General features: G+C 51.1%; 19 protein-coding genes. 8 read left to right on the plus strand and 11 right to left on the minus strand.

All coding sequences use genetic code 11. The annotated features are described in order from the left end of the window. Positions 1-400: 400 nt before the first annotated feature. A complete protein-coding gene (locus AC2215_RS04120; protein ID WP_486808687.1) occupies positions 401-1,012 on the minus strand; it encodes a calcium-binding protein in 612 nt (203 codons plus the stop codon). Positions 1,013-2,266: 1,254 nt separating this feature from the next. Between AC2215_RS04120 and AC2215_RS04125 the strand changes: the two genes are divergently transcribed. The 3 genes from AC2215_RS04125 to AC2215_RS04135 all read left to right on the plus strand — a co-directional run bounded on the left by AC2215_RS04125 (position 2,267) and on the right by AC2215_RS04135 (position 4,939). After that, positions 2,267-3,349, plus strand: coding sequence for an ATP-dependent 6-phosphofructokinase (locus AC2215_RS04125; protein ID WP_486808688.1), 1,083 nt, complete (start codon positions 2,267-2,269; stop codon positions 3,347-3,349). A gap of 120 nt (positions 3,350-3,469) precedes the next feature. Further along, the gene (locus AC2215_RS04130) at positions 3,470-4,120 is read left to right on the plus strand and encodes a L,D-transpeptidase (protein WP_486808689.1); all 651 of its coding nucleotides are present in this window, start codon (positions 3,470-3,472) and stop codon (positions 4,118-4,120) included. A gap of 99 nt (positions 4,121-4,219) precedes the next feature. After that, the gene (locus AC2215_RS04135; RefSeq protein ID WP_486808690.1) at positions 4,220-4,939 is read left to right on the plus strand and encodes a fasciclin domain-containing protein; all 720 of its coding nucleotides are present in this window, start codon (positions 4,220-4,222) and stop codon (positions 4,937-4,939) included. 284 nt (positions 4,940-5,223) lie between these two features. On the opposite strand, the gene AC2215_RS04140 is transcribed toward AC2215_RS04135, so the two are convergent. The 8 genes from AC2215_RS04140 to rpsL form a co-directional block, all read right to left on the minus strand. Beyond that, positions 5,224-6,096, minus strand: coding sequence for a 6-carboxytetrahydropterin synthase (locus AC2215_RS04140; protein WP_486808691.1), 873 nt, complete (start codon positions 6,094-6,096; stop codon positions 5,224-5,226). An 80-nt stretch (positions 6,097-6,176) separates the two neighbouring features. Beyond that, on the minus strand, positions 6,177-6,800 hold the full coding sequence (locus tag AC2215_RS04145) for a hypothetical protein (RefSeq protein WP_486808692.1): 624 nt from the start codon (positions 6,798-6,800) through the stop codon (positions 6,177-6,179). A gap of 477 nt (positions 6,801-7,277) precedes the next feature. Beyond that, positions 7,278-7,928, minus strand: a complete 651-nt coding sequence (locus AC2215_RS04150; protein ID WP_486808693.1) for an LON peptidase substrate-binding domain-containing protein — start codon at positions 7,926-7,928, stop codon at positions 7,278-7,280. Between the two features lie 87 nt (positions 7,929-8,015). After that, positions 8,016-8,333 carry a 30S ribosomal protein S10 gene (rpsJ, locus tag AC2215_RS04155; protein WP_486808694.1) on the minus strand — a complete coding sequence of 106 codons (318 nt, stop codon included), beginning with the start codon at positions 8,331-8,333 and terminating at the stop codon, positions 8,016-8,018. Between the two features lie 107 nt (positions 8,334-8,440). Further along, positions 8,441-9,670 carry an elongation factor Tu gene (gene tuf, locus AC2215_RS04160; protein WP_486808695.1) on the minus strand — a complete coding sequence of 410 codons (1,230 nt, stop codon included), beginning with the start codon at positions 9,668-9,670 and terminating at the stop codon, positions 8,441-8,443. A 22-nt stretch (positions 9,671-9,692) separates the two neighbouring features. Then, the gene (gene fusA, locus AC2215_RS04165) at positions 9,693-11,768 is read right to left on the minus strand and encodes an elongation factor G (RefSeq protein WP_486808696.1); all 2,076 of its coding nucleotides are present in this window, start codon (positions 11,766-11,768) and stop codon (positions 9,693-9,695) included. A 298-nt stretch (positions 11,769-12,066) separates the two neighbouring features. Further along, positions 12,067-12,537, minus strand: a complete 471-nt coding sequence (gene rpsG, locus AC2215_RS04170) for a 30S ribosomal protein S7 (protein WP_486808697.1) — start codon at positions 12,535-12,537, stop codon at positions 12,067-12,069. A 122-nt stretch (positions 12,538-12,659) separates the two neighbouring features. Then, complete coding sequence (rpsL, locus tag AC2215_RS04175; RefSeq protein ID WP_486808698.1) at positions 12,660-13,031, minus strand: 30S ribosomal protein S12; 372 nt, start codon at positions 13,029-13,031, stop codon at positions 12,660-12,662. A gap of 338 nt (positions 13,032-13,369) precedes the next feature. On the opposite strand from rpsL, the gene AC2215_RS04180 reads away from it, so the two are divergent. The 3 genes from AC2215_RS04180 (at position 13,370) to AC2215_RS04190 (ending at position 18,988) form a co-directional block, all read left to right on the plus strand. Continuing rightward, on the plus strand, positions 13,370-14,956 hold the full coding sequence (locus AC2215_RS04180) for a rhomboid family intramembrane serine protease (RefSeq protein WP_486808699.1): 1,587 nt from the start codon (positions 13,370-13,372) through the stop codon (positions 14,954-14,956). A gap of 185 nt (positions 14,957-15,141) precedes the next feature. Further along, on the plus strand, positions 15,142-15,918 hold the full coding sequence (locus AC2215_RS04185) for a DUF928 domain-containing protein (RefSeq protein WP_486808700.1): 777 nt from the start codon (positions 15,142-15,144) through the stop codon (positions 15,916-15,918). A gap of 313 nt (positions 15,919-16,231) precedes the next feature. Then, positions 16,232-18,988, plus strand: a complete 2,757-nt coding sequence (locus AC2215_RS04190) for a CHASE2 domain-containing protein (RefSeq protein WP_486808701.1) — start codon at positions 16,232-16,234, stop codon at positions 18,986-18,988. 28 nt (positions 18,989-19,016) lie between these two features. Here the strand turns inward: AC2215_RS04190 and AC2215_RS04195 are convergent, their stop codons facing one another. Then, positions 19,017-20,336, minus strand: a complete 1,320-nt coding sequence (locus tag AC2215_RS04195; protein WP_486808702.1) for a methylglyoxal synthase — start codon at positions 20,334-20,336, stop codon at positions 19,017-19,019. Between the two features lie 636 nt (positions 20,337-20,972). On the opposite strand from AC2215_RS04195, the gene AC2215_RS04200 reads away from it, so the two are divergent. Continuing rightward, on the plus strand, positions 20,973-21,560 hold the full coding sequence (locus AC2215_RS04200) for a 3'-5' exonuclease (RefSeq protein ID WP_486808703.1): 588 nt from the start codon (positions 20,973-20,975) through the stop codon (positions 21,558-21,560). A 116-nt stretch (positions 21,561-21,676) separates the two neighbouring features. Beyond that, positions 21,677-22,357, plus strand: coding sequence for a GerMN domain-containing protein (locus AC2215_RS04205; RefSeq protein ID WP_486808704.1), 681 nt, complete (start codon positions 21,677-21,679; stop codon positions 22,355-22,357). A 191-nt stretch (positions 22,358-22,548) separates the two neighbouring features. Here AC2215_RS04205 and AC2215_RS04210 read toward each other — a convergent pair whose 3' ends face one another. Next, the gene (locus AC2215_RS04210; RefSeq protein ID WP_486808705.1) at positions 22,549-25,275 is read right to left on the minus strand and encodes a CHAT domain-containing protein; all 2,727 of its coding nucleotides are present in this window, start codon (positions 25,273-25,275) and stop codon (positions 22,549-22,551) included. Between the last annotated feature and the right edge of the window lie 442 nt (positions 25,276-25,717).

Below are 25,717 nucleotides of genomic sequence, written 5' to 3' on the forward strand. Positions count from 1 at the left end.
TTTTGGTAAAAGCTCGAGATATATACTCACTCTGGGCGGATTGGCTTGCTTCGTTTGGGAGATCTAAGAAGTTGAGTTAGTTTATTCTTAATCGTTTTTTGCGCTGCGTCATCCGTCATTTTACTGAAGTTCGATGGCGCCACGGGGTATGACCCATCTCGGTACAATTTCCGATCGGATGATTCGAGACGATCGCATCAGAAGTTTCCTCAACAGGCAGAGCGAGGTGATTCTTATCTTCAAGTGAAAAACCACAGTCCCGGTGCAGCGGCAACTGTGGTTAGAGTCGTACAGATTGAATGTTTCTCAATATTTAGCAAGCGATTGAAAAGCGCTTGGGTTGGAAATTTAAGCCTAAATCGAAGGCCGTTCCCAACGTAACCGATTACGTGGCTGAAACTTAGAGCAGACCGTAATCGGTGGTATCCTCAACGATCTCGATGATGCCGGTAGCGTCGTCGAAATCTATCTTCAGACCGGAACCATCAAGTTGAATGCTGTCTCCGTCATCTTCACTGAAGTCTTTGATGATATCGCCCAGTCCGGCTACGAAGACATCAGCACCGCTACCACCGACAAGAGTGTCAATACCTTCACCGCCAACCACGCGGTCGTCTCCGGCATCACCAGCAACGAAGTCGTTACCTTTACCACCAATCACAGTGTCGTCGCTGTTACCACCGCGAATGCTGTCATCATCGCGACCGCCGTGTAAGAGGTCTTCTCCACTCTTACCAATGATCGTGTCATTACCGACGTTACCGAAGGCAGTATCGTTACCTTCAGCAGCGAGTATGAAGTCATTTCCATCACCGCCAATAACGCAGTCGTCACCTAATCCAGCGCGGATCGTATCGTCTCCATCGCCACCGTAAATTAGATCGTCGCCTGTAAGACCTTTGATAAAGTCGTTACCATCGAAACCCGCAATTAAATCATTACTACCGTGATTTCCAACGATAACGTCGCTATCTTCTGTACCAAAGGTAACCGTATCTACAATAAATGTCATTTGCTTTGCTCCTTTTGTGTCTTCTAATTGCTTGCGCGTCCTCGTTCAGTCGCGCCCTAACGGGCTTGAAGTCAAAGACTTCAGTGTTGCACATTGCTTGATCGTCTGCCTTCAGCCATAAAATAGAGGCTTACTTTTACGTGGCAGTACGTACCAGATTCCCGATCGATACTTAAACGAGTTCAATTACTTGCTTGGCTTTGGCTGAGTTTTTGTAAACTTGACCTTAGCTATAAAACATCGTAAGTGGATTTATTTTGAGCGTCATCAGTGATAGTACGGAAATTACTTATATTTTTTTGTTATAGGCCACTATATTAACATCAGCCTGGGTTAAATCTCAGTAATAATGCTGATACTTATATCTGTGTAAATACTTATTCATAAGCAATACCATAATACACTCTAATTGTCAATTCGCTATCTCGCTGACATTTCGTTTCCGGTTGAATGTCTTTATCGATCGAAAATAGCACTATCGTTTATCCGGTTATTTCCATCTTTTATCCGAGATACTCTGAAGAGCAACGATCGTTAAACATTTTTCTCTCACGCATGTTGTCTAGTGAGATTGTGCAGTGAGAGTGGGGTATTCTGAGAAACCCGCTTCAATAGGAATGCGATCGAGATGCAAAATGCATTCAATCGTTCGATCGTTTTTGAGAGCGCATCTTCAAAGATTCACTCAAAAACGATCGATTGCCCTTTATCCATATCTACCAAAAAATTACCAGACAGTTACTCTCGCTCGCAGTCAATTTGCACAATTATCATCTCCTGTCAAAATCTCGATATGACTTCAAGGATTAACGTTTAAATTTCTCGAGCGTTTGAGTCGCTCGGTTACAGATTCTCTCTCCGAGTCTGTCTTCACATTCAAGTGGTAGAGAACCTCACAGCTCAGCCTGTCGTGGAGAATCGAACTGCCGATTATCGCTTTCATGACAGATTGCGATCGTTTGCGATCGTTGCGTTTTAACGTTGATTTTAGAGGGATTTTGGAAAAAAATATAAAAGATTAGATAATAAAAGCATGATATTGCTAGTGTCTTAAAATCGGTTTCAAAACCCTTTAAGCCCGATAAAATTTAACCCATAGCTTTGATATTGCAATAAATCTTTAACCGCTCCAGAACTGAGTCCGAAACTTCAAGAATTCTGTAAACCAATAATATTATTAAGTTCTCCCAATATCGTCTCGCAATAGGGCATAAACATAAAAGCAGCTCGTATCTATTCAAAATAAATTATCTGATGGGAGAACATAAACGCATTGGAATTCTCACCAGTGGTGGTGACTGCGCGGGACTTAACGCCGTCATTCGTGCTGTCGTTCATCATGCAACCGACAACTATAGCTGGGAAGTTTTAGGCATTCGCAACGCAACTCTCGGGTTGATGCAGCGCCCTCCCCAAGTTATGGATTTAACCATTGACAATACCGATCGCCTACTGACGATGGGCGGCACGATCCTCGGAACCACCAACCGGGGCAATCCCTTTGCCTTTCCCATGCCGGACGGAACGGAACGCGATCGCTCCAAAGAAATTGCCGAAGGCTACCATCAACTCGGACTCAATGCCCTGATTGGCATCGGAGGTGACGGCAGTTTGGCGATTTTGCGTCGTCTTGCCCTCGAAGGAGGGATGAACCTGATCGGCATTCCAAAAACCATCGACAACGATGTAGGAGCAACTGAATGCTCTATCGGTTTCGATACTGCCGTCAATATTGCCACGGAAGCTCTCGATCGCCTCCATTTTACCGCTGCGAGTCACTCTCGGGTGATGATTCTCGAAGTCATGGGTCGCGATGCCGGACATATTGCTCTCAATGCCGGGATTGCCGGAGGCGCTCACGTTATCCTGATTCCTGAAATTGCTTACAAAGTGGCAAACGTTTGTGACAAAATTCGCCAGCGTCAAGAACGGGGACAAAATTTCTCGATCGTTATCGTCTCGGAAGCGGTGTGTACCGAAGCCGGAGAGTTGGTTACCAAAATGGAACAATTCGGCGAATCTCGCCTGGGTGGGGTCGGACAGTATCTCGCCGAGCAAATTTCAGTTCACAGCGGGGCCGAAACGCGAGTCACGGTTTTAGGTCACATTCAACGAGGTGGTATTTCCTCCCCCCTCGATCGACTTTTAGCCTCTTCCTTTGGGGTAGCCGCTGTCGATGCGATCGCAGCCGGTCGGTTCGATCGGATGGTGGCTTGGCAAAATCGACAAGTGATTGAGGTTCCCATTGGCGAAGCGATTGCCAATTACCGAGCGGTCGATCCCCAAGATACTTTGGTCAAAACCGCCCGAGGTTTGGGGATTTGTTTGGGGGATTAACCCGATCTGGGGGCTAAGAGAGTACCGGAAAGAAATGGGGACATAGGGGGAATTTGGAGAAATTTAAGCCCCCGAAGCCCCAACTATACGATGTCCGGGCAAATTCGCTAAACTTTGAGGATGAAATACTCTCCTCCAAAGCGATCGCCCCTTCGCCAAACCTCACTCATGGCTGATGAAGAGATTTCGCGCCACACGCTCTGGCTATGCGTGGGTGCGGTCTCGTTTTTGTTGTTGTTTGTCAAATTTGGCTTCGTTCGTTCCGATCTGACCCTCTCCGTTACGGAAGAGACCCAGATCGAACAGCCTAGCACCGTTGAAAGAATCGCCACCTTTGCCAGATCGAGGCTTGATCGCGCCAAAGCCAATCGCGCTGCTCAGTCCAAAATACGTTTAGCGGTCGATTTGAGCGATCGTCGCCTTTACCTGTACAAAGCCGATCGTCTCCAAAGCAGTTATCCCGTGGCGATCGGGCAAACGGAGTGGGAAACCCCAACCGGTGAATTTGAGGTGATTCACATGGAAAAAAATCCCGTTTGGGAGCAACCGATCAACGGCAAAATCGTCCAGCCGGGGGAAGAAAATCCCTTAGGCGATCGATGGATTGGATTTTGGACCGATGGCACCCTGCACATTGGCATTCACGGGACATCGGACGAGAGCCAGATCGGACAGGCTATCTCCCACGGCTGCCTGCGAATGCGAAACTCGGAAATTCGCCGCTTGTACGATCGGGTTTTTTTGGGCACTCCGATCGAAATTCGGGATTAGGTGAGGTTTTCGAGAGTAGGGATTGTCTATTTTGAGTAATGGTATAGAATAATCTTCAATCTACTTTTACTAAATCTTTACACAAGGAGATATCAAAGTATGGTTAATCCGATGGGTGCTAATTGGTTCGGGCGCTCTCTGGCTCTCGTTGCAGTGACTGGAGCGAGCGTTCTGTTGAATTTGCCTGCGACTGCCGAATCTGTCCTCGAAGGCTCCCGAGAAAACTCCGTTGCCGAAACAATCTCCGAAACGAAGTCTGAAGAGACAGCCTCGGCAAGTGGAACCATTGTCGATATCGCCGCGAGTAGTGGTTCTTTCAATACCCTCGTTACCGCTCTAGAAGCCGCCGGTTTAGTAGAAACTCTTGCCTCAGAAGGACCCTTCACGGTCTTTGCCCCGACCGATGAAGCCTTTGCCGCCTTGCCTCCGGGAACGGTCGAAGAATTGTTGAAGCCGGAAAATCAAGACGACCTGATCGCGATTTTGACCTATCACGTCGTTCCCGGTACGGTAATGTCCACCGACCTCGAAGCTGGGTCAATTTCAAGCTTGCAAGGAGAAGCTCTCCCCATCGACCTCAGTAACGGCGTGATGGTGGGTGATGCGATGGTTCTCGAAGCTGACATCCAGGCCAGCAACGGTACCATCCATGCGATCGATACGGTCATGCTTCCCGAAAGTGTCTTGGGTGTCGAGGCAGCACCGATGCCCGAAGGGATGATGATGCCCGAAGAAATGACCACACCCGAAGGCATGACTCTTCCGGAAGAATCACCGATGCCTGAAGGAATGATGATGCCCGAAGGTAGCACTCGCTAAGATTGCCAGGGTACTGTTTGAATGGGTTTTAATTTAAAATTTGAATAAGTCAACCCCGTCGCTTAAGCGACGGGGTTTTTACATGAGGCCGATTTGTATTGCGCTTTGTCAAGTTTGAATTGACGGCTTGACTCTCACGACAACTAACTGGGATGATTCACCAAACGCGAAAATCCCCATCTTTATCGAACCTCACGCAAACAGACTGTTTTTCGGGTCAATTTCCAGCTTGTTTGTTCGGCAAGGCTTTGAGGGATTTTCGTTAAACCCATGAATAATGCAGGCTAAACCTGGGCTAAAACCGGCTCTCGGGTTGGCACCACAGAGGTTTCTTCCGGTTCTTGAGTGCAGTAGACCTCGCAAGAATTGTTCGGACTCTCGATCAATTTAATCTTGTGGAGTTCGGCACCGAGGTCGCGAATGGGTTGGCGCAGCAAGTCGCGGATGCGGATGGCAATATTTTCGGCCGTGGGAACTACTTGGGCGAAGTAGGGAATATCTTTATTGAGAAAGGTATGATCGAAGGGTGTGACCACGTGTTCTTCGATGGTTTCGAGCAAAGTACCCAATTCCACGAGCATTCCCGTGCGAGGGTCGATATCTCCTTTGACGGTGACTTCTAGATGATAGTTATGACCGTGACCGTTGGGACGAGCGCATAATCCGTAAATCTCGCAATTTTTCTCGTAACTCAAATCGGGCTTGGCCAGTCGATGCGCGGCGCTGAAGTGGGTACTCGTTGTTAGGTAAGCTTCCATTCCGTTTCCTAGATAATCTGCCCAAAGTTCGGGATGTTCGTACAATTGAATGCGCACCAGGGGAAGGTAGGGAGCCAGCCGTTGCCAGATGACCCGAGCTACATTCTCTGTCGTGGGTAAGGTTTGCGCGAATTCTTCCCACACCTCATTTAAAAAAGAGAAATCAAGCTGACTGGTGACTTCCCGTTTGATATCGTGCTTGACATCAGATAGGTTGAGTACCATGCCATATTCATCGAGTTCCCCTTCCATCGAGACGTACAGCACGTAGTTGTGACCGTGTCCCGGCGATCTCGAGCAGCGACCGAATCGCTGCAAGTTCTCGTCTGCACTCAGTTCTGGCAGCCAATAACGATGACTCGCCGAAAACTGAGCGCGACGATTAATGATACATTTCATGAATTGGATCGGGTGAAACTTTTGTGAAGTTATGCAAAGTTAGAGCTTTCTTTAGGATATCTTAATTCTCGCTCTTTCTTTCAGGAAGCTCCTGGAGAGCCAGATGCCGGCAATTGAGGCAGGGGCAGATCGGAACTGGGGTTGAGTTGCTTGGGTTCTTCGGTTCCCGGCAGCTGGGATGGTACGGGTTCGGCTATCTCTCCAGCATCTGGAATCTCATCGAGAAATTGGGGAATCGTGGGGGAGATGTTAGTGGCTTTGGCACTGGAAATGAGAGAGACCGTATCCCCCAAGGCTGTCGTCAAATCCGTTCGGGTTTTCGCGTGATTTTCCCGTTCGGTTTTCAGGGCTTCTCTCAAACCGGCGAGTTCTTGAAGCAAGCGTTCGCATTCCACGGTTCGATCGATTAATTTTGGCTTGAGTCGGTCGGGGGGAAGTTGTTCGACCTCTTGCTCGGCGGCGTTGAGCAAATTCGCGGGTGAGGGTTTGGGGGGATTTTGTTCTTGGGCAATTCGAGTCTGCAACTGCTCGATCTGAGTCTGAGCCGCATGAACTTGGTCGCGACGCTGTTGGGCTTCTGTGGTGTAAAGAGATCTCCAATGTTCGGCACTCGCTCGAGCCGCCGCCAGTTCTTGTTTGACCCGAGCCAGTTGCTGTTGCAGCGACTGAATTTCCCCAATCCATTGAGCGACGTTATTATCCATGGTTTTTGTTGACGATCGAATTGCAAGGTCTGCGGCTCGTTTTATTGGGACAACGAGTGGGATAATGTGGCATTCAGAAATGGGGAGACGCTCGTTGCGGTGTCACGATCCAAGATAATGCGATGGATCGAGTTTACCAAATTCCTTCGACTCTTCGGCAATCGTTACCCCGATTTGCCGGTAGCCGCATTCCCTAGCCTTTGATAGCGCGAGTTTTAAGATCGGGCAACATTGAGGGCGATTCAATCAGAGAATCGGGTGTTCGCTCATTGTTCGACTGAGGAGGAATGCAGGTTTGAGTCGACCCAAAACTGGCATTCGATCGAGTTGCGAGCGCACCTGTATGACGAGCTTCGAGACCTAACCTACGCTTGCAACCCCGATCGAGTCGCAAGCGCAGATGATGTGGAGCAGAATTTTCAAGCTGTCCGAGAACGATCCAGAGATCTTCGCAAACTGACCAAGGTCGGGGCGTGGCTATTTTTCATTCCCAAACGTATCCTTCAAGACCGTCCGGGCCGCCAGATGATTGCGAGTTGTCGTGAGAATTTCTGCTTCGCGCTCCAGTCGCTTCAAGGTATCTTGCATTTCTAGAAGAGCTTGTTGTTCTGAAGCCACGCCATAAAGATTTCCGGCAACCCAATAGGAAAGTTCCGTGGGTAAGCTGGGAATATCCTCGGGGATTTCGAGCTGCCGATCCATTAGCTTCGCCGAGAGACGAACGACATCTTTGAGAAGTTGTTCGACTGTTGTTGCCAAATCTGTCAAATCTCCTTCCGGGGGACGATCCTCGATCCACTCGACCAGACCGACGCGGTAGGGCTTCTCGCGCACGTATTCCAGAACGCGAAACCGTTGCTGCCCCAACGTCCAAATTTTCATGCGATCGTCGGGTAGGCGCTGATGTTGGACCACTTCAGCACAGCACCCAACGGCTGCTGGCTCTCCATTGGTCGGATCTAACATGAGTACCCCAAAACGACGATCGCTCTTGAGAATTGTATTCATCATCATCCGGTAGCGAAACTCAAATATATGAAGGGGGAGCGGTCTACCGGGAAATAGAACCACCTCTGGCAATGGAAACAGAGGCAGTTCGCGAACGGCGATTGAAGATGAGGTGGCCATTATCCCTTGGAAGTAACTGTAGTAACTGCGGTTCTTTACTTACTTTAACGGATTTGGCCCGAACAATTCTACGTTGCGCCGGTGGTGTTAGAGTTTCACTTCAATATCAACGCCCGCGGGAAGATCGAGCTTCATCAGAGCATCGATGGTTTTAGAGGAGGGTTGATAGATATCAATAATCCGCCGGTGAGTGCGCGTTTCAAAATGCTCTCGCGAATCCTTATCGATGTGGGGCGAGCGCAACAGACAATAGACCCGACGCTTTGTGGGAAGGGGAATCGGACCGATGGCGGTGGCGCTGGTGCGGTTGGCTGTATCGACGATCTTCTCACAAGAGGTATCAAGTAAGCGGCGATCGAAAGCTTTGAGGCGGATGCGAATTTTTTGCTGCTGAATGGTAGCCATGATTTTTTAATTGTCGAGGTTCGGTCAGTCTAAACAATCGCTGAGAACAACTAGGACGCACTGTAGAATGAGTGCGTCCCAAGTGTCACAGAGGGTGTGGGTTCGCCCTATTCGAGGATTTTAGCGACGACTCCGGCACCGATGGTACGACCGCCTTCACGAATGGCAAATCGCATTCCTTGTTCGATGGCGATCGGGTTAATCAACGTTACGGTCATCTTAATCCGATCTCCGGGCATCACCATTTCCGCCGTGCTGCCATCGTCGGCGGTAAATGCGTCGATGGTTCCGGTTACATCCGTGGTGCGGACGTAGAACTGAGGGCGATAACCAGAGAAGAAGGGAGTATGGCGTCCGCCTTCTTCTTTCTTGAGGACGTAAACCTCGGACTCAAATTTGGTGTGGGGTGTAATGGAACCGGGCTTGGCAAGCACCATTCCCCGTTCGACGTCGGTTTTTTGCATTCCTCGAAGCAAAATACCGGCGTTGTCCCCGGCCATTCCTTCATCGAGGCTCTTCTTGAACATTTCCACACCGGTGACGGTGGTCTTGCGGGTATCTTTAATTCCCACAAGTTCGACCTCTTCACCGACCTTGACTTTACCCCGTTCGATCCGTCCGGTGGCGACGGTTCCCCGACCGGTAATGGTAAAGACGTCTTCAACGGCCATCAAGAAGGGCTTATCCACATCCCGTTCGGGGGTGGGGATGTAACCGTCCACTTCATCCATCAGTGCCCAGATTTTATCCACCCATTCGTTGTCGCCTTTGTTGGTGCTGCCATCAGCAACCATGGTCTCAACGGCTTTGAGTGCCGAACCGGCAACAATCGGAATATTATCGCCGTCGAAATCGTACTCACTCAGCAACTCGCGGACTTCGAGTTCCACCAGTTCCAGCAGTTCTTCATCGTCCACTTGGTCTTGCTTGTTCAAGAAGACCACCAAGTTGGGAACGCCCACCTGCTTGGCCAGCAGAATATGTTCGCGGGTTTGGGGCATAGGGCCGTCGGCGGCCGACACCACCAGAATCGCCCCATCCATTTGGGCAGCTCCGGTAATCATGTTCTTCACGTAGTCAGCGTGACCCGGGCAGTCCACGTGAGCGTAGTGGCGGTCTGGGGTTTCGTACTCGACGTGGGCGGTATTGATGGTGATACCCCGTGCCTTTTCTTCCGGGGCGGCATCGATCTCGTCGTATTTTTTGGCTGTGGCTTGACCCGCAGCAGCCAATGACAGCGTAATTGCCGCAGTGAGGGTTGTTTTGCCGTGGTCGACGTGACCGATCGTACCGATGTTGACGTGAGGTTTATTACGTTCGAACTTTTCGCGTGCCATGAATGATGTTCCTTAGTTGTATTTATGCGTTCCCTTTGTTTTTAGCGATGATGGTCTCAGCCACGTTGCGAGGAACCTCTTCGTAGTGACTGAACTCCATGGAGAAGATACCACGACCTTGGGTTTTCGATCGAATATCGGTGGCATAACCGAACATCTCAGCCAGGGGAACCTTGGCTGTGACTTTGGCTTGACCCTGTTCGGTATCTTGACCTTCGATCTGACCTCGACGAGAGTTGAGGTCGCCAATGACGTTGCCGATGAAGTCTTCGGGGACTTCTGCTTCGACTTTCATCATCGGTTCGAGCAAGACGGGAGATGCTTTCATCACGGCCGCTTTAATCGCCATGGAGCCAGCAATCTTAAATGCCATCTCGTTGGAATCGACGTCGTGGTAGGAGCCGTCCACCAAAGTCGCCTTGACATCAATCAGGGGATAGCCTGCTATAATACCAGATTCGCAGGCTTCTTTCATCCCTGCTTCAGCCGGACCGATATATTCTTTGGGGACGGAACCGCCGACGATTTTAGAGACGAACTCAAATCCCGTTCCCACTTCGCCGGGTTCGAGTTGAATGACGACGTGGCCGTATTGACCCTTACCACCACTCTGGCGGACGAATTTCCCTTCAGCTTTCACATTTTTGCGGATGGTTTCGCGGTACGCCACCTGAGGTGCGCCCACTTCCGCTTCTACTTTAAATTCCCGCAGCATGCGATCGACGAGAATTTCTAGATGAAGTTCTCCCATTCCGGCAATCACGGTTTGGTTGGTTTCCGAGTCGATGCTGACTCGGAAGGTGGGATCTTCCTCCGACAGGGATTGAAGGGCTTTGGAGAGCTTCTCCATGTCGGCTTTGGTTTTGGGTTCGACAGCCACGGAAATCACCGGTTCGGGGATGAACAGGGATTCCAAGATAATCGGGGAATCTTCGGGACAGATGGTGTCGCCGGTCAAAGTATCCTTGAGACCCAAAGCCGCGCCGAGATCTCCGGCTCGCATCTCGTCGACCTCGATGCGCTCGTCAGCTTTCATAATAATCAGACGAGAGACGCGCTCTTTCTTCCCTTTCGTGGAGTTGAGGACGTAAGATCCCTTCTTGAGAACGCCCGAATAGACGCGAATGAAGGTCAAGCGACCGTAGGGATCGGCCATGACTTTGAACGCCAGTGCCGAGAGCGGAGCTTCGTCATCGGCCGGACGATCTGCGGTTTCGCCATCGGGCAGAGTTCCCTGAATCGCGGGAACGTCGATGGGAGCGGGTAAGTACTCCACCACGGCATCGAGTAGGAGCTGAACCCCTTTGTTTTTGAAGGCGGAACCGCACAGCATGGGAACCACGGTACCTTCGATGGTGCCTTTACGCAGGGTGGTGCGGATTTCGGCTTCCGAGATTTCCTCCCCTTCAAGATATTTTTCCATCAGGGCATCGTCGGCTTCGGCCACCGATTCGATGAGCTTCTCGCGATATTCTTGGGCGGCATCCATCACCTCTTCGGGGATGTCCGTCTCTTGAATGTCGGTGCCTTGGTCGTTGGTGTACATGAAGGCTTTCATCTGCACCAGATCGACAATCCCTCGGAAGTCGGCTTCGCTGCCGATGGGAATCTGAATCGGAGCGGCATTAGCGCGCAGGCGATCGCGAACTTGGTCGTAAACCTTGAAGAAGTTTGCTCCCGTGCGATCCATCTTGTTGACGAAGACGATGCGCGGCACCTGGTAGCGATCGGCTTGCCGCCACACGGTTTCCGACTGGGGCTGAACGCCACCGACGGAGCAGAAGACCGCGATCACCCCGTCGAGCACTCGCATGGAACGCTCCACCTCAATGGTGAAGTCCACGTGACCGGGAGTGTCGATAATATTGATTTGATGGTCTTGCCAGGTCGTACTGATTGCAGCGGCAGTGATGGTAATTCCCCGCTCCCGCTCTTGAGCCATCCAGTCTGTTACGGCCGTTCCTTCATGGACTTCTCCCATTTTGTGAACGATGCCGGAATAGAACAGAATGCGCTCTGTTGTGGTGGTTTTTCCAGCATCGATATGTGCTGCGATGCCGATGTTACGTACTCGTTCGAGCGGGACTGTTCGTGCCACAGTTACCTCCTTGTTTTTCTGCCGCTGTTAATGTTGTTATGGATTTTGTTTCTAAGCGTCCTTAAGGCAATCGGGAACAGACAGGTCGCCCACAAAACTCAGTTACGTTTGCGACGCTGTTTATTGATGGGTCGAATATTTGACAAAACGATTTTGTCGACTCGCACATCACGCTTCTTATTACATCTTAATATTATTTAAGAGATTTATTTGCTTTTGCGATAAATAACTACGATTTTCTAGCAATTCAAAGGAATTTTACCGCTCTCAACCCCACAGCCAAGAGCGATTGAAAATACTAGTAGCGATAGTGGGCAAATGCTTTATTCGCTTCAGCCATCCGATGGGTTTCTTCCCGCTTGCGGATGGTGTTTCCCGTTTCATTGGCCGCATCCATCAGTTCGTTGGCGAGTTTCATTTCCATGGTTCGACCCCCGCGCTGTCTTGACGCTCGGATCAACCAACGTAGGGCTAAAGCGATACCGCGTTCGGAACGAACTTCCATGGGAACTTGATAGGTTGCCCCACCCACGCGACGGGCTTTCACTTCGACTAAAGGCGTGGCATTGCGAATGGCTTTTTCAAACAGTTCTAAGGGCTCTCCCCCAGTCCGTTCTTCAATCAGTTTCATCGCCCCATAGACAATGCGAGAGGCTAAGGATTTTTTCCCTTGGCGCATGACTCGTCGGATCATCATGCTGACCAATCGGCTATTATATACCGAATCGGGGGGAACCGGACGCTTTTGAACAACTCTACGACGAGACATATGTAATTATTACAACCTACAAACTTTAGAAAGGTTACTATACAATGCGGTAAGTTTTGACCTAAATGGGAGTTTTCCAACGGAATGGATTGACAACCGATGAAAAACTGCCGACGGGCAATTTACTTCGGACGCTTCGCACCGTATTTGGATCGACCTTGGCGACGATCTTTAACGCCTGCAGTATCGAGCGTCCCGCGAACGATATGATACCGAACCCCTGGTAAATCTTTAACCCGACCGCCCCGCAGCATCACCACCGAGTGTTCCTGCAAGTTGTGACCGATGCCTGGAATGTATGCTGTCACTTCAAAACCGGAAGTCAAGCGAACGCGAGCCACTTTGCGCAGGGCAGAGTTGGGCTTTTTCGGCGTGGTCGTGTAAACGCGGGTACACACGCCTCGACGCTGAGGACAACTTTTAAGAGCGGGTGATTTGGTCTTTTTTTGCGCTTTCTTGCGCTCGCTGCGGATGAGCTGCTGAATGGTGGGCATAAGTATATGGATGAATCTAGTGCGAGCTAGATCGGCAGTATATGCAAACAGTAGACCATAATATCAATATTGCCAATCCGTGTCAATCACCCCCGCTGGAGCCAAAGCCGATCGTGGGAGGAGTCCTCCATCTTGGCGATCGCCCATGAAATGCGAGGGGTTTCTATCGATTTATAGCAGTCCCGGCCGGTATTATTACAAATTTTCAGTTATGGGGAACGGGGAATGGGGAATGGAAAATACCGATTTCTTCGATTTGTGTAAATACACCAGCGCGAAGCGCTATAGAACCCGATCGGTCACTACCTACATACCTACATACATACAACCCAATACAGATGAACCTCAATCAACTCTTTGTGTGGATAGTATGCCTGTCATGCTTGGCTCTTTTGGTAAAGTCCTTTCGTTTTCCGAAGGATGTGGCGCGGGGGTGGACGATCGTCTCGGTGGGAATTTTGGCGATCGTCGGTCTGGCATTGTACCTTTCCCCAGCGATCGCCGGTTGGGTTGGAGGCGCTGTCTGGATGCTCGGGATCGTGCTGCCCCTGTTGGGTCTCAAACGGGTCGATCGACTCTGCCTGCAGGAACGCTACGATCGAGCCAGCCGATGGGCGAAGGGGTTGGGGTGGTTGCATCCGACGGATGGATGGGTCGAACGCGCCGAACTGCTGCGGGTGCTCGCATTCGCGCAAAGGGGAGATTTCGCCGCCGCCGACTCGATTCTCGATCGCTATCGAAAAACCGGTGGGACGATCGGGCGCCGCGCCACAGCCATGGGGTATGCTCTCGAGGCTAATTGGGTTGGGCTGCTCGACTGGTTTCGTCATAGCGTCTCCCCAAACGTCACCGCCAAACCTTGGGAACTCGCCAACGATTACCTGCGAGCTTTAGGAGAAACGGGAGATTTGAACGGCTTGCTCGAAGAATGCGTTCGATGGGAAACTAAAGCGCGTCGAACCTCCCTAGCCATTGAAGATCTGCGCCAGGTCGATCGAATGCGACTCTACGGCTGGGCTTTTTGCGGTCGAGTCGATCGCGTCGTTGCCCTATTCGAGCGCTGGCCGAACTTGTATTCCGCCGACACCCGCCAGTTTTGGCTGGCAACGGCTCAGATGGTTGCCCGCGGGAGCGAAGCCGAAGACGCTCGTCATTGCCTCATCGAGTTAAAAAAGCGGGCAGACGGAGTTCTCGAGCGGGCGATCGCGTGGCGTTTATCGACGCCCTTAGCCGATCCCCAACAGGTACTCCTTCCATCTTCTGAGGGGATTTTGTGGCACTGGGAAACTCGTGCTGCCACTAGCTCGCGATCTCGGATGGGACCTGGTAAAGGTCTGCCAAAAGCAACCTACACGGTAATTGCCCTCAATTTACTCTTCTTTGCTGTGGAAATTTTCCTGGGGGGCAGCCAAAACAATCAAGTCTTGTATCGTTTGGGGGCATTAGTGCCTGAAGTGGTTTGGCTCGGAGAATGGTGGCGGTTGTTGAGCGCCACGTTCTTGCACTTTGGCGCGACACACCTGGCCATGAATATGTTGGGTCTCTACTTTCTTGGCACCTACGTTGAATTCGCATTGGGGATGCGACGATTCATTGCCATCTACTTAGCCAGTGGGGTGGGATCGATGCTAGTCACGACACTTTTAACGATTTCGATGGAGTCGGAAACGGGTGTGAGACTGGTGGTGGGAGCCTCGGGGGCGGTGATGGGTTTAATGGGAGCGATCGCCGCTATTTTTCTACAAGGATGGCGTCAGGATAAAGCGCCCCTGGCGCGCGATCGTCTACGTGCCATTGGGGGGATTGTTGCCATACAAATGATGTTCGATCTGATGAATCCTCAAATTTGCTTTATCTGTCACCTCTCAGGGATGATTCTTGGTTTTTTGACCTGTCAATTTCTGTTGTGGATACAGCAGAAATAAGAAGAATAGCGATCGAGAAACTCATTGTTGAATGGGATCGAGATCGAGACATTCAAATTTTTTGAGATTTTATTTTAATTTACAGAAGTTTTGGGAATCAAAAAATACCGGTAAGATCGAAAAGAGATTTAAATCAATCTAAGACTCGTTTCCCCTGAAATCAGATAAGCGAAGAGATACTCAAGATGCACGAACAAAATCGTAAACGACTCGCTCGATTCAATTTATATGCGATCGCCTTGCCATTAACGCTCGGGTTTTTGCCATCGATATTACCCGTAGGAGGGCAAACCCGAGCGCTGGCCAACGAGCAACGGGTGGCCAGCCAACCGACTCCCATCATTTATTTCGAGCCAGCCAACGATGATTCCGTCGATGGAGATGGCAATTCTCGGGGTGGCGCATCTCGTCCGGCCACTCAAAAATGCCAGCAAGATACAACCTATCCCGTACCGATGACAGCGTTACTACCGGATTCAAGTCGAGGGTTAACGGTGGAGGGTCATCCGACCTTCTTCGTCTATATTCCGCTCACCTCCGCCCCGCAAGCTTACTTCATCATCAAAGACACCACCACCGATCTCGAAGTCTATCAAACGATGTTTCCCTTGACCCAAACCTCCGGTATCCTCAGCATCCCCTTACCCGATTCCGTACCGCCATTAGAAGTTGGCAAAACCTATCGCTGGTTTGTTGGGTTACTTTGCCAGCCATCTCAGACGGATCTGCCTTGGGTGGAAGGCAGTATCGAACGCATCGAACCCAATGGCGAACTCAAGGTTAATGCTTCCCTCGAAGAGCAAGCCATATCCTACGGTGCTTTAGGAATTTGGTACGATACGATCGAGCGAGTCATTCAACTGCGACAGCAGCAACCGAATAACGAAGTGCTCGGTATCACTTGGTCGGCACTCTTGGACTCCGTCGGTCTGGGTGAGATCGCAACTCAACCAATGTTATAAAGTCTCTCCAGGGCGATCGCGATGTCATTTGTTAGCTCGATATTTTTGTGTCTTTAAAGATTTGACGATGCTCGAACCCATTCAATTCGGCTTTAAAACTTTAATGATTCAAAAATATTAGGCGAAGTAAATGACATCGTGATTCCATTAGAAGTGGTCGATCGTTCCACCCGAACACGTTCATGTCTACCGAATCGACTCGACATCTTGAAGTCTCAAATGTGTGCCCGAGGATAATCTGGTCGAACTTGCTACATTCCCTGACAATCAACAACATTACTCCGGTTATGGGGTTCTTGAGAATGCAATGGTAATGCAATCGAAGCTCAACATTCTGCGTTGGTCTTGGTTTCCCGTCCTCATCACTACACCTGCCGTTGCCGGTCTCACCCTCTCGATTCAACTGACGGGTTTCTTTCAACATTTAGAATGGGCAACCTACGATCGCTTTTTTTGCCTGCGACCCCTCGAACCCCCCGACGAGCGCATCACCCTGATTACCATTGATGAAACCGATATCCATCACCTCGGACAGTGGCCGATTCCCGATGCCACCCTCGCTCGACTCCTACGCACCCTCAATCGTCATCAACCAGCGGCGATCGGTTTAGATCTCTATCGCGATTTACCCGTCGAACCCGGTCATCAAGACCTCGTTGCGGTGATGAAATCCACATCCAATTTAGTTGGGGTGGAAAAAGGAATCGACTCCCGCGTCAGACCGCCACAGATTCTCAAGCAAACCCATCGGGTGGCTTTATCGGATTTGTTACTCGACGCAGACAGCAAAATCCGCCGCATTTTGCTCTCCCATCGCAACAGCGACGGAGAGATTCAGTTTGGTCTGGGAGCCAAGTTAGCGTTGATGTACCTCGAAGAACTCGGAATCGCCCTCGAAGAGATCGATCCCCAAAAAAAGCACTATCGCTTGGGTCGAGCTATCTTTAGACCGTTTTCTGAGAACGATAGCAGTTACGTTCGGACCAATGCCGGGGGCTACCAGGTATTTTTAAACTATCGAGGGCAGCACGATCGCTTTCACAGTGTCTCCCTCACCGAAGCATTAACCGATCGAATCGAGGCTGACGACATTTCCGGACGGATTATCCTCATTGGCTCGATCGCCCCGAGCCTGAACGATCTGTTCTATACCCCCTATAGCAGCCACAGTCGCTTTTTTAAAACCTCCCAGGCTAGTCCCGGTGTGGTCATCCATGCCAACGCCCTCAGTCAAATCCTGAGTGCTGCCCTCGATGGCAGACAACTCATTCGAGCGAGATCTGAATCTTTCGATTGGCTGTCGATCTTGTTGTGGTCGGGGATTGGGGCGGGCGTGTGCTGGCGGTTGTTCGATCTCGACTCGCCCCATGGAACAACCGCCCGGATCTGGATTGTTCGGGGTGCGATCGCCCTAGCGGTTGGATGCTTGCCCATAACGATAGGCTACGGCGCGTTCTTACTGGGATGGTGGATTTGTACCATTACCCCGATGGTGGCGATGGTCGGTTCGGCAGCGACGATCGCTGGAGTTCGCATTCGACAATTACAACAGCAACGCGCCCAACTCGCCGATCGACAACTCCAACTCGAACGAGCCAAAATGAAGGCAGAAGTTGCTTCTCAAGCCAAAAGTGAATTTCTAGCCCACATGAGTCACGAATTCCGCACGCCGCTGAATGCGATTTTGGGTTTTACCCAACTCATGCATCGAGAGCCCAACCTCAACTCCCAACAACGGGAGTACTTGGATATTATCAACAGCAGCGGCGAACACTTGTTAGAGCTCATTAACGATGTTCTCGACTTAGCCAAAATTGAAGCGGGTGTGCTTCCTGTCAACGAACGCAGCGTCGATTTGTACCAGCTCATCGATCGGCTCGATGCCATGTTTCGTCTCAAAGCCGATCGAAAAAACTTAGACTTTATCGTTCAAGTTAACCCTGAGGTTCCTCGGTATATTAAAGTCGACTGTCAAAAGCTGCGAGCCTGTGCGATTAATTTGCTGGGAAACGCACTCAAGTTTACCGAACGAGGTCGCATCACCTTGCGGGTTTCTGTCGCCGAAAAACTGGATTTAGAAGACGGGGGTTCTCCAAGAAACTTAATTTTTGAAGTTGAAGATACCGGAGCGGGAATTGCAGCGGAGGAACTCGATGGCCTATTCGATCCCTTCGTCCAAACCCAAGCCGGTCGGAGCTTAGGAAAAGGGACGGGATTGGGGTTGGCGATTACTCACAAATTTGTGAAAGCCCTCAGCGGAAAGATTGAGGCTTGTAGTGTGGAAAATTCGGGCAGTACCTTCAAGTTCGAGATTCCCCTCGTCTTGGCTCGTCCCGATGAAATGACCTCAGTATCCGGGCAACGAGTTGTGGGTTTAGAACTCAATGGATTTTCCTACCGGATTCTGATTGTCGATGATACGGATGAAAATCGTTTCTTACTGCGCGAACTCCTCCACCCCCTCGGATTTGAAATTCGCGAAGCCGAGAATGGTCTCGAGGCGATCGAGATTTGGGAGAGTTGGCATCCCCATCTCATTTGGATGGATACGCGAATGCCAGACATGGATGGATTGGAGACCACCCGACAAATTCGATCGCGCGAGCAAAGAAAACGGATTCAAAGCCAAAACCCAACGCGCACGGTTATTTTGGCCCTCAGTGCCAGTGCCTTTGAAGAGCGACGGGAGGAAATTTTGGTCGCCGGTTGCGATGATTTCGTTCGCAAGCCTTATCCACAGTCGATCGTCTTTGAAAAAATGGTTCAATACTTGGATGTGAGTTACCTGTGGGAAGAAGAGCCTTTGCCCGTGCCATCTCAACCCGGTCGAACTTCAGAATACCAAGCCGATGCCATCGTTCTCGAGCAACTCTCCCAGATGCTTCATCCCTGGGTGCGATCGCTCGCCCAGGCTGCAAACGAAGGGGATGAGGATCGGGTGTGGGAGTTAATCGAGCGCATTCCCTCCGAGAGAGATCGCCTATCGGCAGATTTAAGGGCCCTCGCCCATGACTACCGGTTGGATATTATCTTGCAACTGGCTCGGCAAGTCCCGGAATCGGTCACATAAGATTCTGAGGATTGCACCGCATTCGAGTTCACTCCTCGACATTGGCAAGTTCATCCCCAATGTCTTTGCTCTCCTTATCCTTAAGCGGCGGGGCGATCGTGGTTAATCCTCCTGGAATGCACTCAATATCCACCGGAGTGGTGCCGATAGTTTCTCCGTCGAGTACGACTTTTTGGGGTGGATTCGTCATCACTTTCACCCGTTTGGTTTGCAGGCTAACGATTTCCTCCCGATTCGTGGGAATTTTAAGCAGTGCCGCTCCGAGCAAATTGGCCATGGCCCTCACCGCTTGGACGTCGGTTTGCGGGGCTGCAATCGTGATATCGAGCAACCCATCATTGGCAATCACCGTTCCCGCACCCTGAGCCATCACGGAGGTTGGGGGGGCAGCATTGGCAATGGTCACGGCTCCCGCATTAAACTTTTTGACGACTCCTTCGACCTCAATTTCCGTTTCAAACAACTCCTGCTCGTTAAACTGCTGAATTCCCGCCATAATATACGCTAAAGCCCCCCAGCGGTTTTTCGCCTCGCGATCTGCTTTTTCTACCATTTCCGCTTCAAACCCAATTCCCGCCAGTAAAATCATTGGCAATCCGTTACAACGAGCTGCATCGACTTTGCGCGTATGACCGTTCAAAATCACCTGACAGGCGCTGCGAATGGGAGTCAATCGGGCGGGAATCCCCAGGGCGACTGCAAATGCATTCGCCGTACCTCGAGGAATAATGCCCAAGGGAACGTCCGTACCGATGAGCGCGTCGGCCACCGCAGACACCGTGCCATCTCCCCCAGACGCAATCACCAAATCGGCCCGAGCCTCCATCGCTTTTTGGGTTAACTGTTCCGGTCCGATTTCTGGAGTGGTGAAATGAAGCATGAGTTGCATTGCCGGTTCGAGCAGTTGCTTGATGAGTTTGAGGTCTTCCTCTGCATTACCTTGACCGGATACGGGGTTGAAAATGAGGTGGGCGATCCGAGCTTGACGTAGGGAATCGGCGATCGCTTCTGCAGTGGCTAGGTTGATGGCCAGGGGAATGTTATGGAGGAGGCAAGCACGCTCGATCGCATCGAGGGTCGGTTCGCCAGGTTTAGCAAGGGGATCGACCAGAAAAATGACAGCCGCCAGATCCCTGGAGATCGCTCGAGCCGCAATTTGAATATCGCCCCCCACGGAACCCGAGAAGAGGCGCTCGATGGGTAGATCCGTTTCCGAGTGAACGAGATCGGCCGTATTTTCCGTGGCGACAACACGATAGCGGGTTAAAAGAGGACGGTGTTTCTTGGCAAAATTCACCATTTCGTCTTTTTTGCTATCGTGAGCAACGAGCGCGATCGTAGCGGTCATTGTCGATACTCCTCCTGTCTATGGTGAGCGTGCCCGAATTGGGTCGAAATTTTACCTAGACTATCCCTAACGGGTCGATCGAGGCAAACCGGCTGGTATGGCAACCACCACATTAGGCGCGGACATCGGTGAAGGTGAGCTGAGGGAGCTGGGGGAAAAAGACCCCGTTTGGATGACACGCGAATGGCACAAATGTCCTAACGTAGCTGGCGACTGCTATAAAAACCTATTTTCGATTTTAGATCTCAACAGTGGACGTTCGCGAGATGGAGTTGTTTAGCTAGAGTTGGAGAACTGAAACGATCGCCCTTCAACTGAGGAGCATGCCACAGACACACCGGACGCGGCGGGAGCCGGGAGGACTAGTATCGCTAAGCGCAGGGGACTTAGGACAATTAATTGGAGGTCACTTTTACATGACTCATTTGGGTTGGGTTCGTGACATTTTTGAGCGACTGAGTGCGTCCCGCTTCATGTGTCCTAACCGCTATGCGCTCGGCTATACGAGTGTGTCTGTTCGAGGTCGGAAAAATACTTCGAGTCAAAATCCTTCAACCCTAGGAGTTTGTGCGAGTATTTCTTGGGAGTGAGGGGGATGGGTGCGATCGACTCAGTATCGGAACGCGAGGAAAGCAAATGAACTTAAAGCATTACGATTACTTAATGGTGCTCGATCTCGAAGCCACCTGCTGCGATCGGCAAACGATTGCTCGAAGTCAGATGGAGATAATCGAAATTGGGGCGGTGATGGTGGAAACCCAAAATCTTACGCCGGTGGATGAGTTTCAAACCTTCGTCAAACCGACCCGCAATCCCCAACTCACGGAATTTTGCCGGCAGCTGACTTCGATTTCCCAAGCTCAAGTGGATACCGCCCCCACCTATCCGGAGGCGGCGAAGCACTTGCAAACCTGGCTGGCTCGATATCCCAACTTTCTCTTCGGTTCCTGGGGAGATTACGATCGCAAACAATTCGAGCAAGATAGCCAATTTCACGGCATTGGCTACCCTATTCCCAGTACGCACATCAATCTCAAGAAGTTCTTCTCCAACAGCCAAGGCTTAAAAAAACGCTACGGCATGGCTCAAGCTTTAGAGTTCGCAGGAATCGCCCTAGACGGAACTCACCACCGAGGAATCGACGATGCTCGCAATATTATCAAATTACTACCCTATATTTTCAAGGACGAATCGATAACAGACCCTCGATCTAGCCGTCGTTAGTTCCAGGAAATTGGGTGTGAGTCGTTCGTTACGGTAGGATGAACAGACCCTTAACCTGAGTTCGGATCGGGAAAACCAATTTGGATCGTGAAGTTTTTCTTTGACCGGTCATTCAAATGCTCGACTTAAAAACCATGAAAAAATTATTTGTCAATCCGATTTCGATCGCCTCAATTGGGCGAACTCTGGGTCTGGCTGTGGCAGTAACGACCCTGTCCGCTTGCGGCACTCCCAGCGCAACGGATACGTCATCCCCCTCCACGGAAACAGCCACGCCAACCCCCACAGAAACGCCCGACACCACAGATTCTGGCACTCTCGATACTCCCGAACCTCCCGAACAACAACCTCTGGCTTCCGGTGCCGAAGAGCAAACCGTTGAAGTCTACTGGTTGGCGGGCGACGATACCATCGAACTCGCTCCCACACCGATTACGGTCAAAACCAACTCCAAGCAACCCGAAGCACTTATAGAGGCGGCATTCGAGCAGTTGTTCCTTGAATCTGAGGCAGAGGAAATTTATAGCGTGATTCCCGAAGGCACTCAACTGCGGGACGTGAGTGTTAAACCGGATGGGATCTATCTCGATTTGTCTTCTGAATTTGCGACCACTAAAGCTGTAGCGGCGATTAATGCCAGCTTAGCTCAGGTCGTTTATACGGCGACAAGCTTGCAACCCGAGTCATCGGTGTGGCTTTCGGTGGACGGGGAACCGCTCACTCAAATGACTGGTGAAGGAATCGATATTCCCCAACCCCTCAATCGTCAGATTATCGATGAGGAGTTTACTTTCTAACGTCAGTTCGGGATCGAAAGTTTCGGGTGTGGGTGGGGAATGGTTAATTGAATAATTCTCCTCTCCCTTGTCTCCCTTGTCTCCCTTGTCTCCCTTGTCTCCCTTGTCTCCCTTGTCTCCCTTGTCTCCCTTGTCCCCCAAAGCCTCCCCCGCTCCCCCGGCTCCCCCGGCTCCCAATACTCCCGACCCGATCAAAGCCAATTCCCCACCAATACGTAAGGTGCCCAATAAATGGGATGTTGGTATTGAGGCGTTTCCAAAAGCTCGATCTGAGCCTGACGCAGGGCTTGAGCTTTCGTGGCTTGACTCTCCCCAAGGGCTTGGTAGAATTCCGTCATCAACGGCGCGGTAGCGGCATCGTCAATGTACCACAAGGAGGCGATCGTACTTCTGGCGCCCGCCCGGACGGCAATCCCTGCCAAACCCAGGGCTGCTCGCTTATCCCCGGCTGCTGTTTGGCACGCACTCAACACCAACAATTCGATCGCGCTCACTTGGGGGTTGGGACGGTTTAATTTGAGCAGTCGTTCGAGGGCGAGAATGCCAATCCGTTTCGTCCAGGAGACCAAAAACGTATCTTCGAGGCTACTGCTGAACTGACCGTGGGTGGCCACGTGCAACACGGGATAGGGAACCAGATCGAGAATTTCTTGAATGGCTTCTGGGGTAAATTCTTCGTCGAGGAGTACCCGCGTCGGCACTCGCTCTGAAATCGCTTCAACTTCAGCTAAGACGTTCGGCAGGGCAGAAAATCCATCTCGGGCTTGGGTTAACGCGGCCAGTAACACCCGGAAGCTGGTATCTTGGAACGGATTTGATTCGAGGAGTTGCAAGCCGGGAGTCAGGGAGATGCCGTACTTTTCGAGCAAAAATCGATTGCCGTCGCTGAGTGCCCCCATGGGCACGTTCCGAAACGCTCCATCGAGGACGAAGACCAAAGTTTGGACGTCGGCTTGTTTGAGATCCGCTTCCACGGGTCGAATCAGCCAATCGTAGACTTGTTCCGATAGGTCTTCATAGGAATAGGAGGTGCGAATGACCAGGGTCTGACGCAGTCGCTTGAGGATATCTTCCACTTCCAACGCACTTTGGAAAATCGTGTAGTGGCGTAAGGGGGCATCGGGGACGGTGACGATGACTTCTAGGCGATTTTCGAGAATAATCGGATAAATCACCGCCGCTTGACGATCGATCTCCTCAATTTGTACCGGTTCGGGTCGCAAACAGGCATCTCGGAAAAAGTTATCGAGTTCGGCAAGCTGAAGCTGTTCGATCGTGTCGCGCGCTTGAATCAAATCGGCTTGGGAGATGGGTTCTTGGGAATCCGATCGCAGCAGCACGTCCACTAACTGACGGTAAATGGGTTCGATATTGTCTTGGAAAGAAAACTGCACGTCTTGGGTGGACGCCACCAAATCCAAACGTAAAGATTGCAGGCTGGCGATCGCTTCGCTATAGGCGGCAATGGACCCCCGACGCTCCCCAGTGCGATCGAGCAAGCGCCCCAACTGCCACTGCCACTGATAGGCAATCTCTGCGGCTTCGATGGTTTGAGCCAGCATCAGCGCCCGTTGGGTCACGTCAATAGCAGCCGCATCTTGGCGAGTTTCTTCATATAGCTTACCGAGGTATCCCAAGGCATAGGATTCCCCCCGTACATCCCCCAAATCCCGAGACATTTCGATCGCCCCGGCTAATTCTCGAGCGGCCCGATCGAAATGGGGGAATTCCCCAGATGCGGCTTCTCCTTGGCTCTGAGCTTTTAAATCCAGCTCCATCAGAGAGTAGGCAAAGTTGGTGCGAGCGTAAATTGCCTGACGACTGGCGGGGAGCTCATCCCACGCGAACTCGATCTGTTCGACCAACGTCCGAGCTTCCTCAAGACGATCGAGGAAAACGAGCAATCTCAACTCGTTAAACTGCCCCTGCATTTGAATCAGGGGAAACTCATCCATCGCAGCTGTTCGTTGGTAGTACTCCAGAGCCCGATCGTACTCTTGACGAATCCAAGACAGGTTGCCGCAGCTCAACAGAATTTTGCCCATCCCTTCGCGCCATCCCAGATTTTGGGCGATCGCCAAACTCCGCTCGAACACCTCCCGAGCTTCATCGAAACGACCGGCGCGCCGCAGTGCTTTCCCCAACGCAAATAGTCCCGTGGCTTTGGTTTTGGAGTCGGCTTCCTCTTTGAGTGTATCCGCGAGACCTTCGAGGATTTCTAACGCTCGAAACTGCAGTCCCACCGCCCACATGGCTTGGGTTTCGTTGATTTGAGCTTGCCACAAACCGAGATCGTAATTGAGGCGATCGTACAATTGACCGGCCTGCTGCCAGTTATAAATAGCCGGTTCCGTTTGTCCCGTTTTTAAGTACAACCGACCTTGGGTATTGAGTGCCATTGCCAAAGCACGGAGGTAGTCGGGGGCCTCGGAGTCGAAATTACTGTTTTGTAAGAGTTCGAGACTGGTGGAAACCGTTGCCGACGCCGCAGACCAATCGCCGAGTTGCTGGTAAGCCAAAGATAGATCGCTCAGGGCGATCGCCCGTCCGAGCTGATTTCCCCCCGTGGTAAATTGCTCCACCGCTTGTCGCCATGCCAGCGCGGCTTGGGCGAACTGTCCGGCTTCGTAGTAGGCTCGTCCTTGCAGCACTAACCGACCGCCTTGAGAACGAGGCGAAGACAGTAGGTGAGTTGCCGTCGCGAGAGAATCATCTTGCCAGGGATGGACTTCTGCCATCGCCGCTTCAGCAGATGTACCCCAAGCTCGGGCGGGCAAACTCCCAATCCCCCACCCGAGCGCCGATAGGGTCACCCCAGCGATCGCCACCGAAACACTCCGCCACGGCGATCGCCAATTTTGAAGGTCGAACCCGATCGCCTTGAAACCACTCAAACCATTTCGATTACCCAAATTCATGCCAATCTTCTGATGTTGATTCTACTTCTAGGCTAGTTTTGAACCCACCCAAATCCCACTCGGATTGCGATCGAAAAATAGAAAACCATACCAAAACTCGATCGCACCGTTGAGCGATCGTCAGATCGATATCGTGATATTTCCTTGCGTTAACGCCAGTTTTGGATCGGCCCAAACCTTGATGCTACCGTGACCCAGAAATAGGCAAAAACCTGATTCTGTCGTTGAAGCATTCAAAATTTAACTCTTAACCAAAACTCAGATTAGTTGAGGAAGATCGGTATGTTTGCCAAGGGCGTACGATAGCACAAACATCTTGTTTGCATTATCGACAATTGCAGCCGCCAGAGGTTTTAACTCAAGCCGAAGACAGCGATATCTTGATTTGCAGGGAGAGGGAGAAAACGTACAATTCACACCCCGCGCGTCAGCATCTCTCCAA

Source organism: Zarconia sp. (assembly GCF_057467645.1).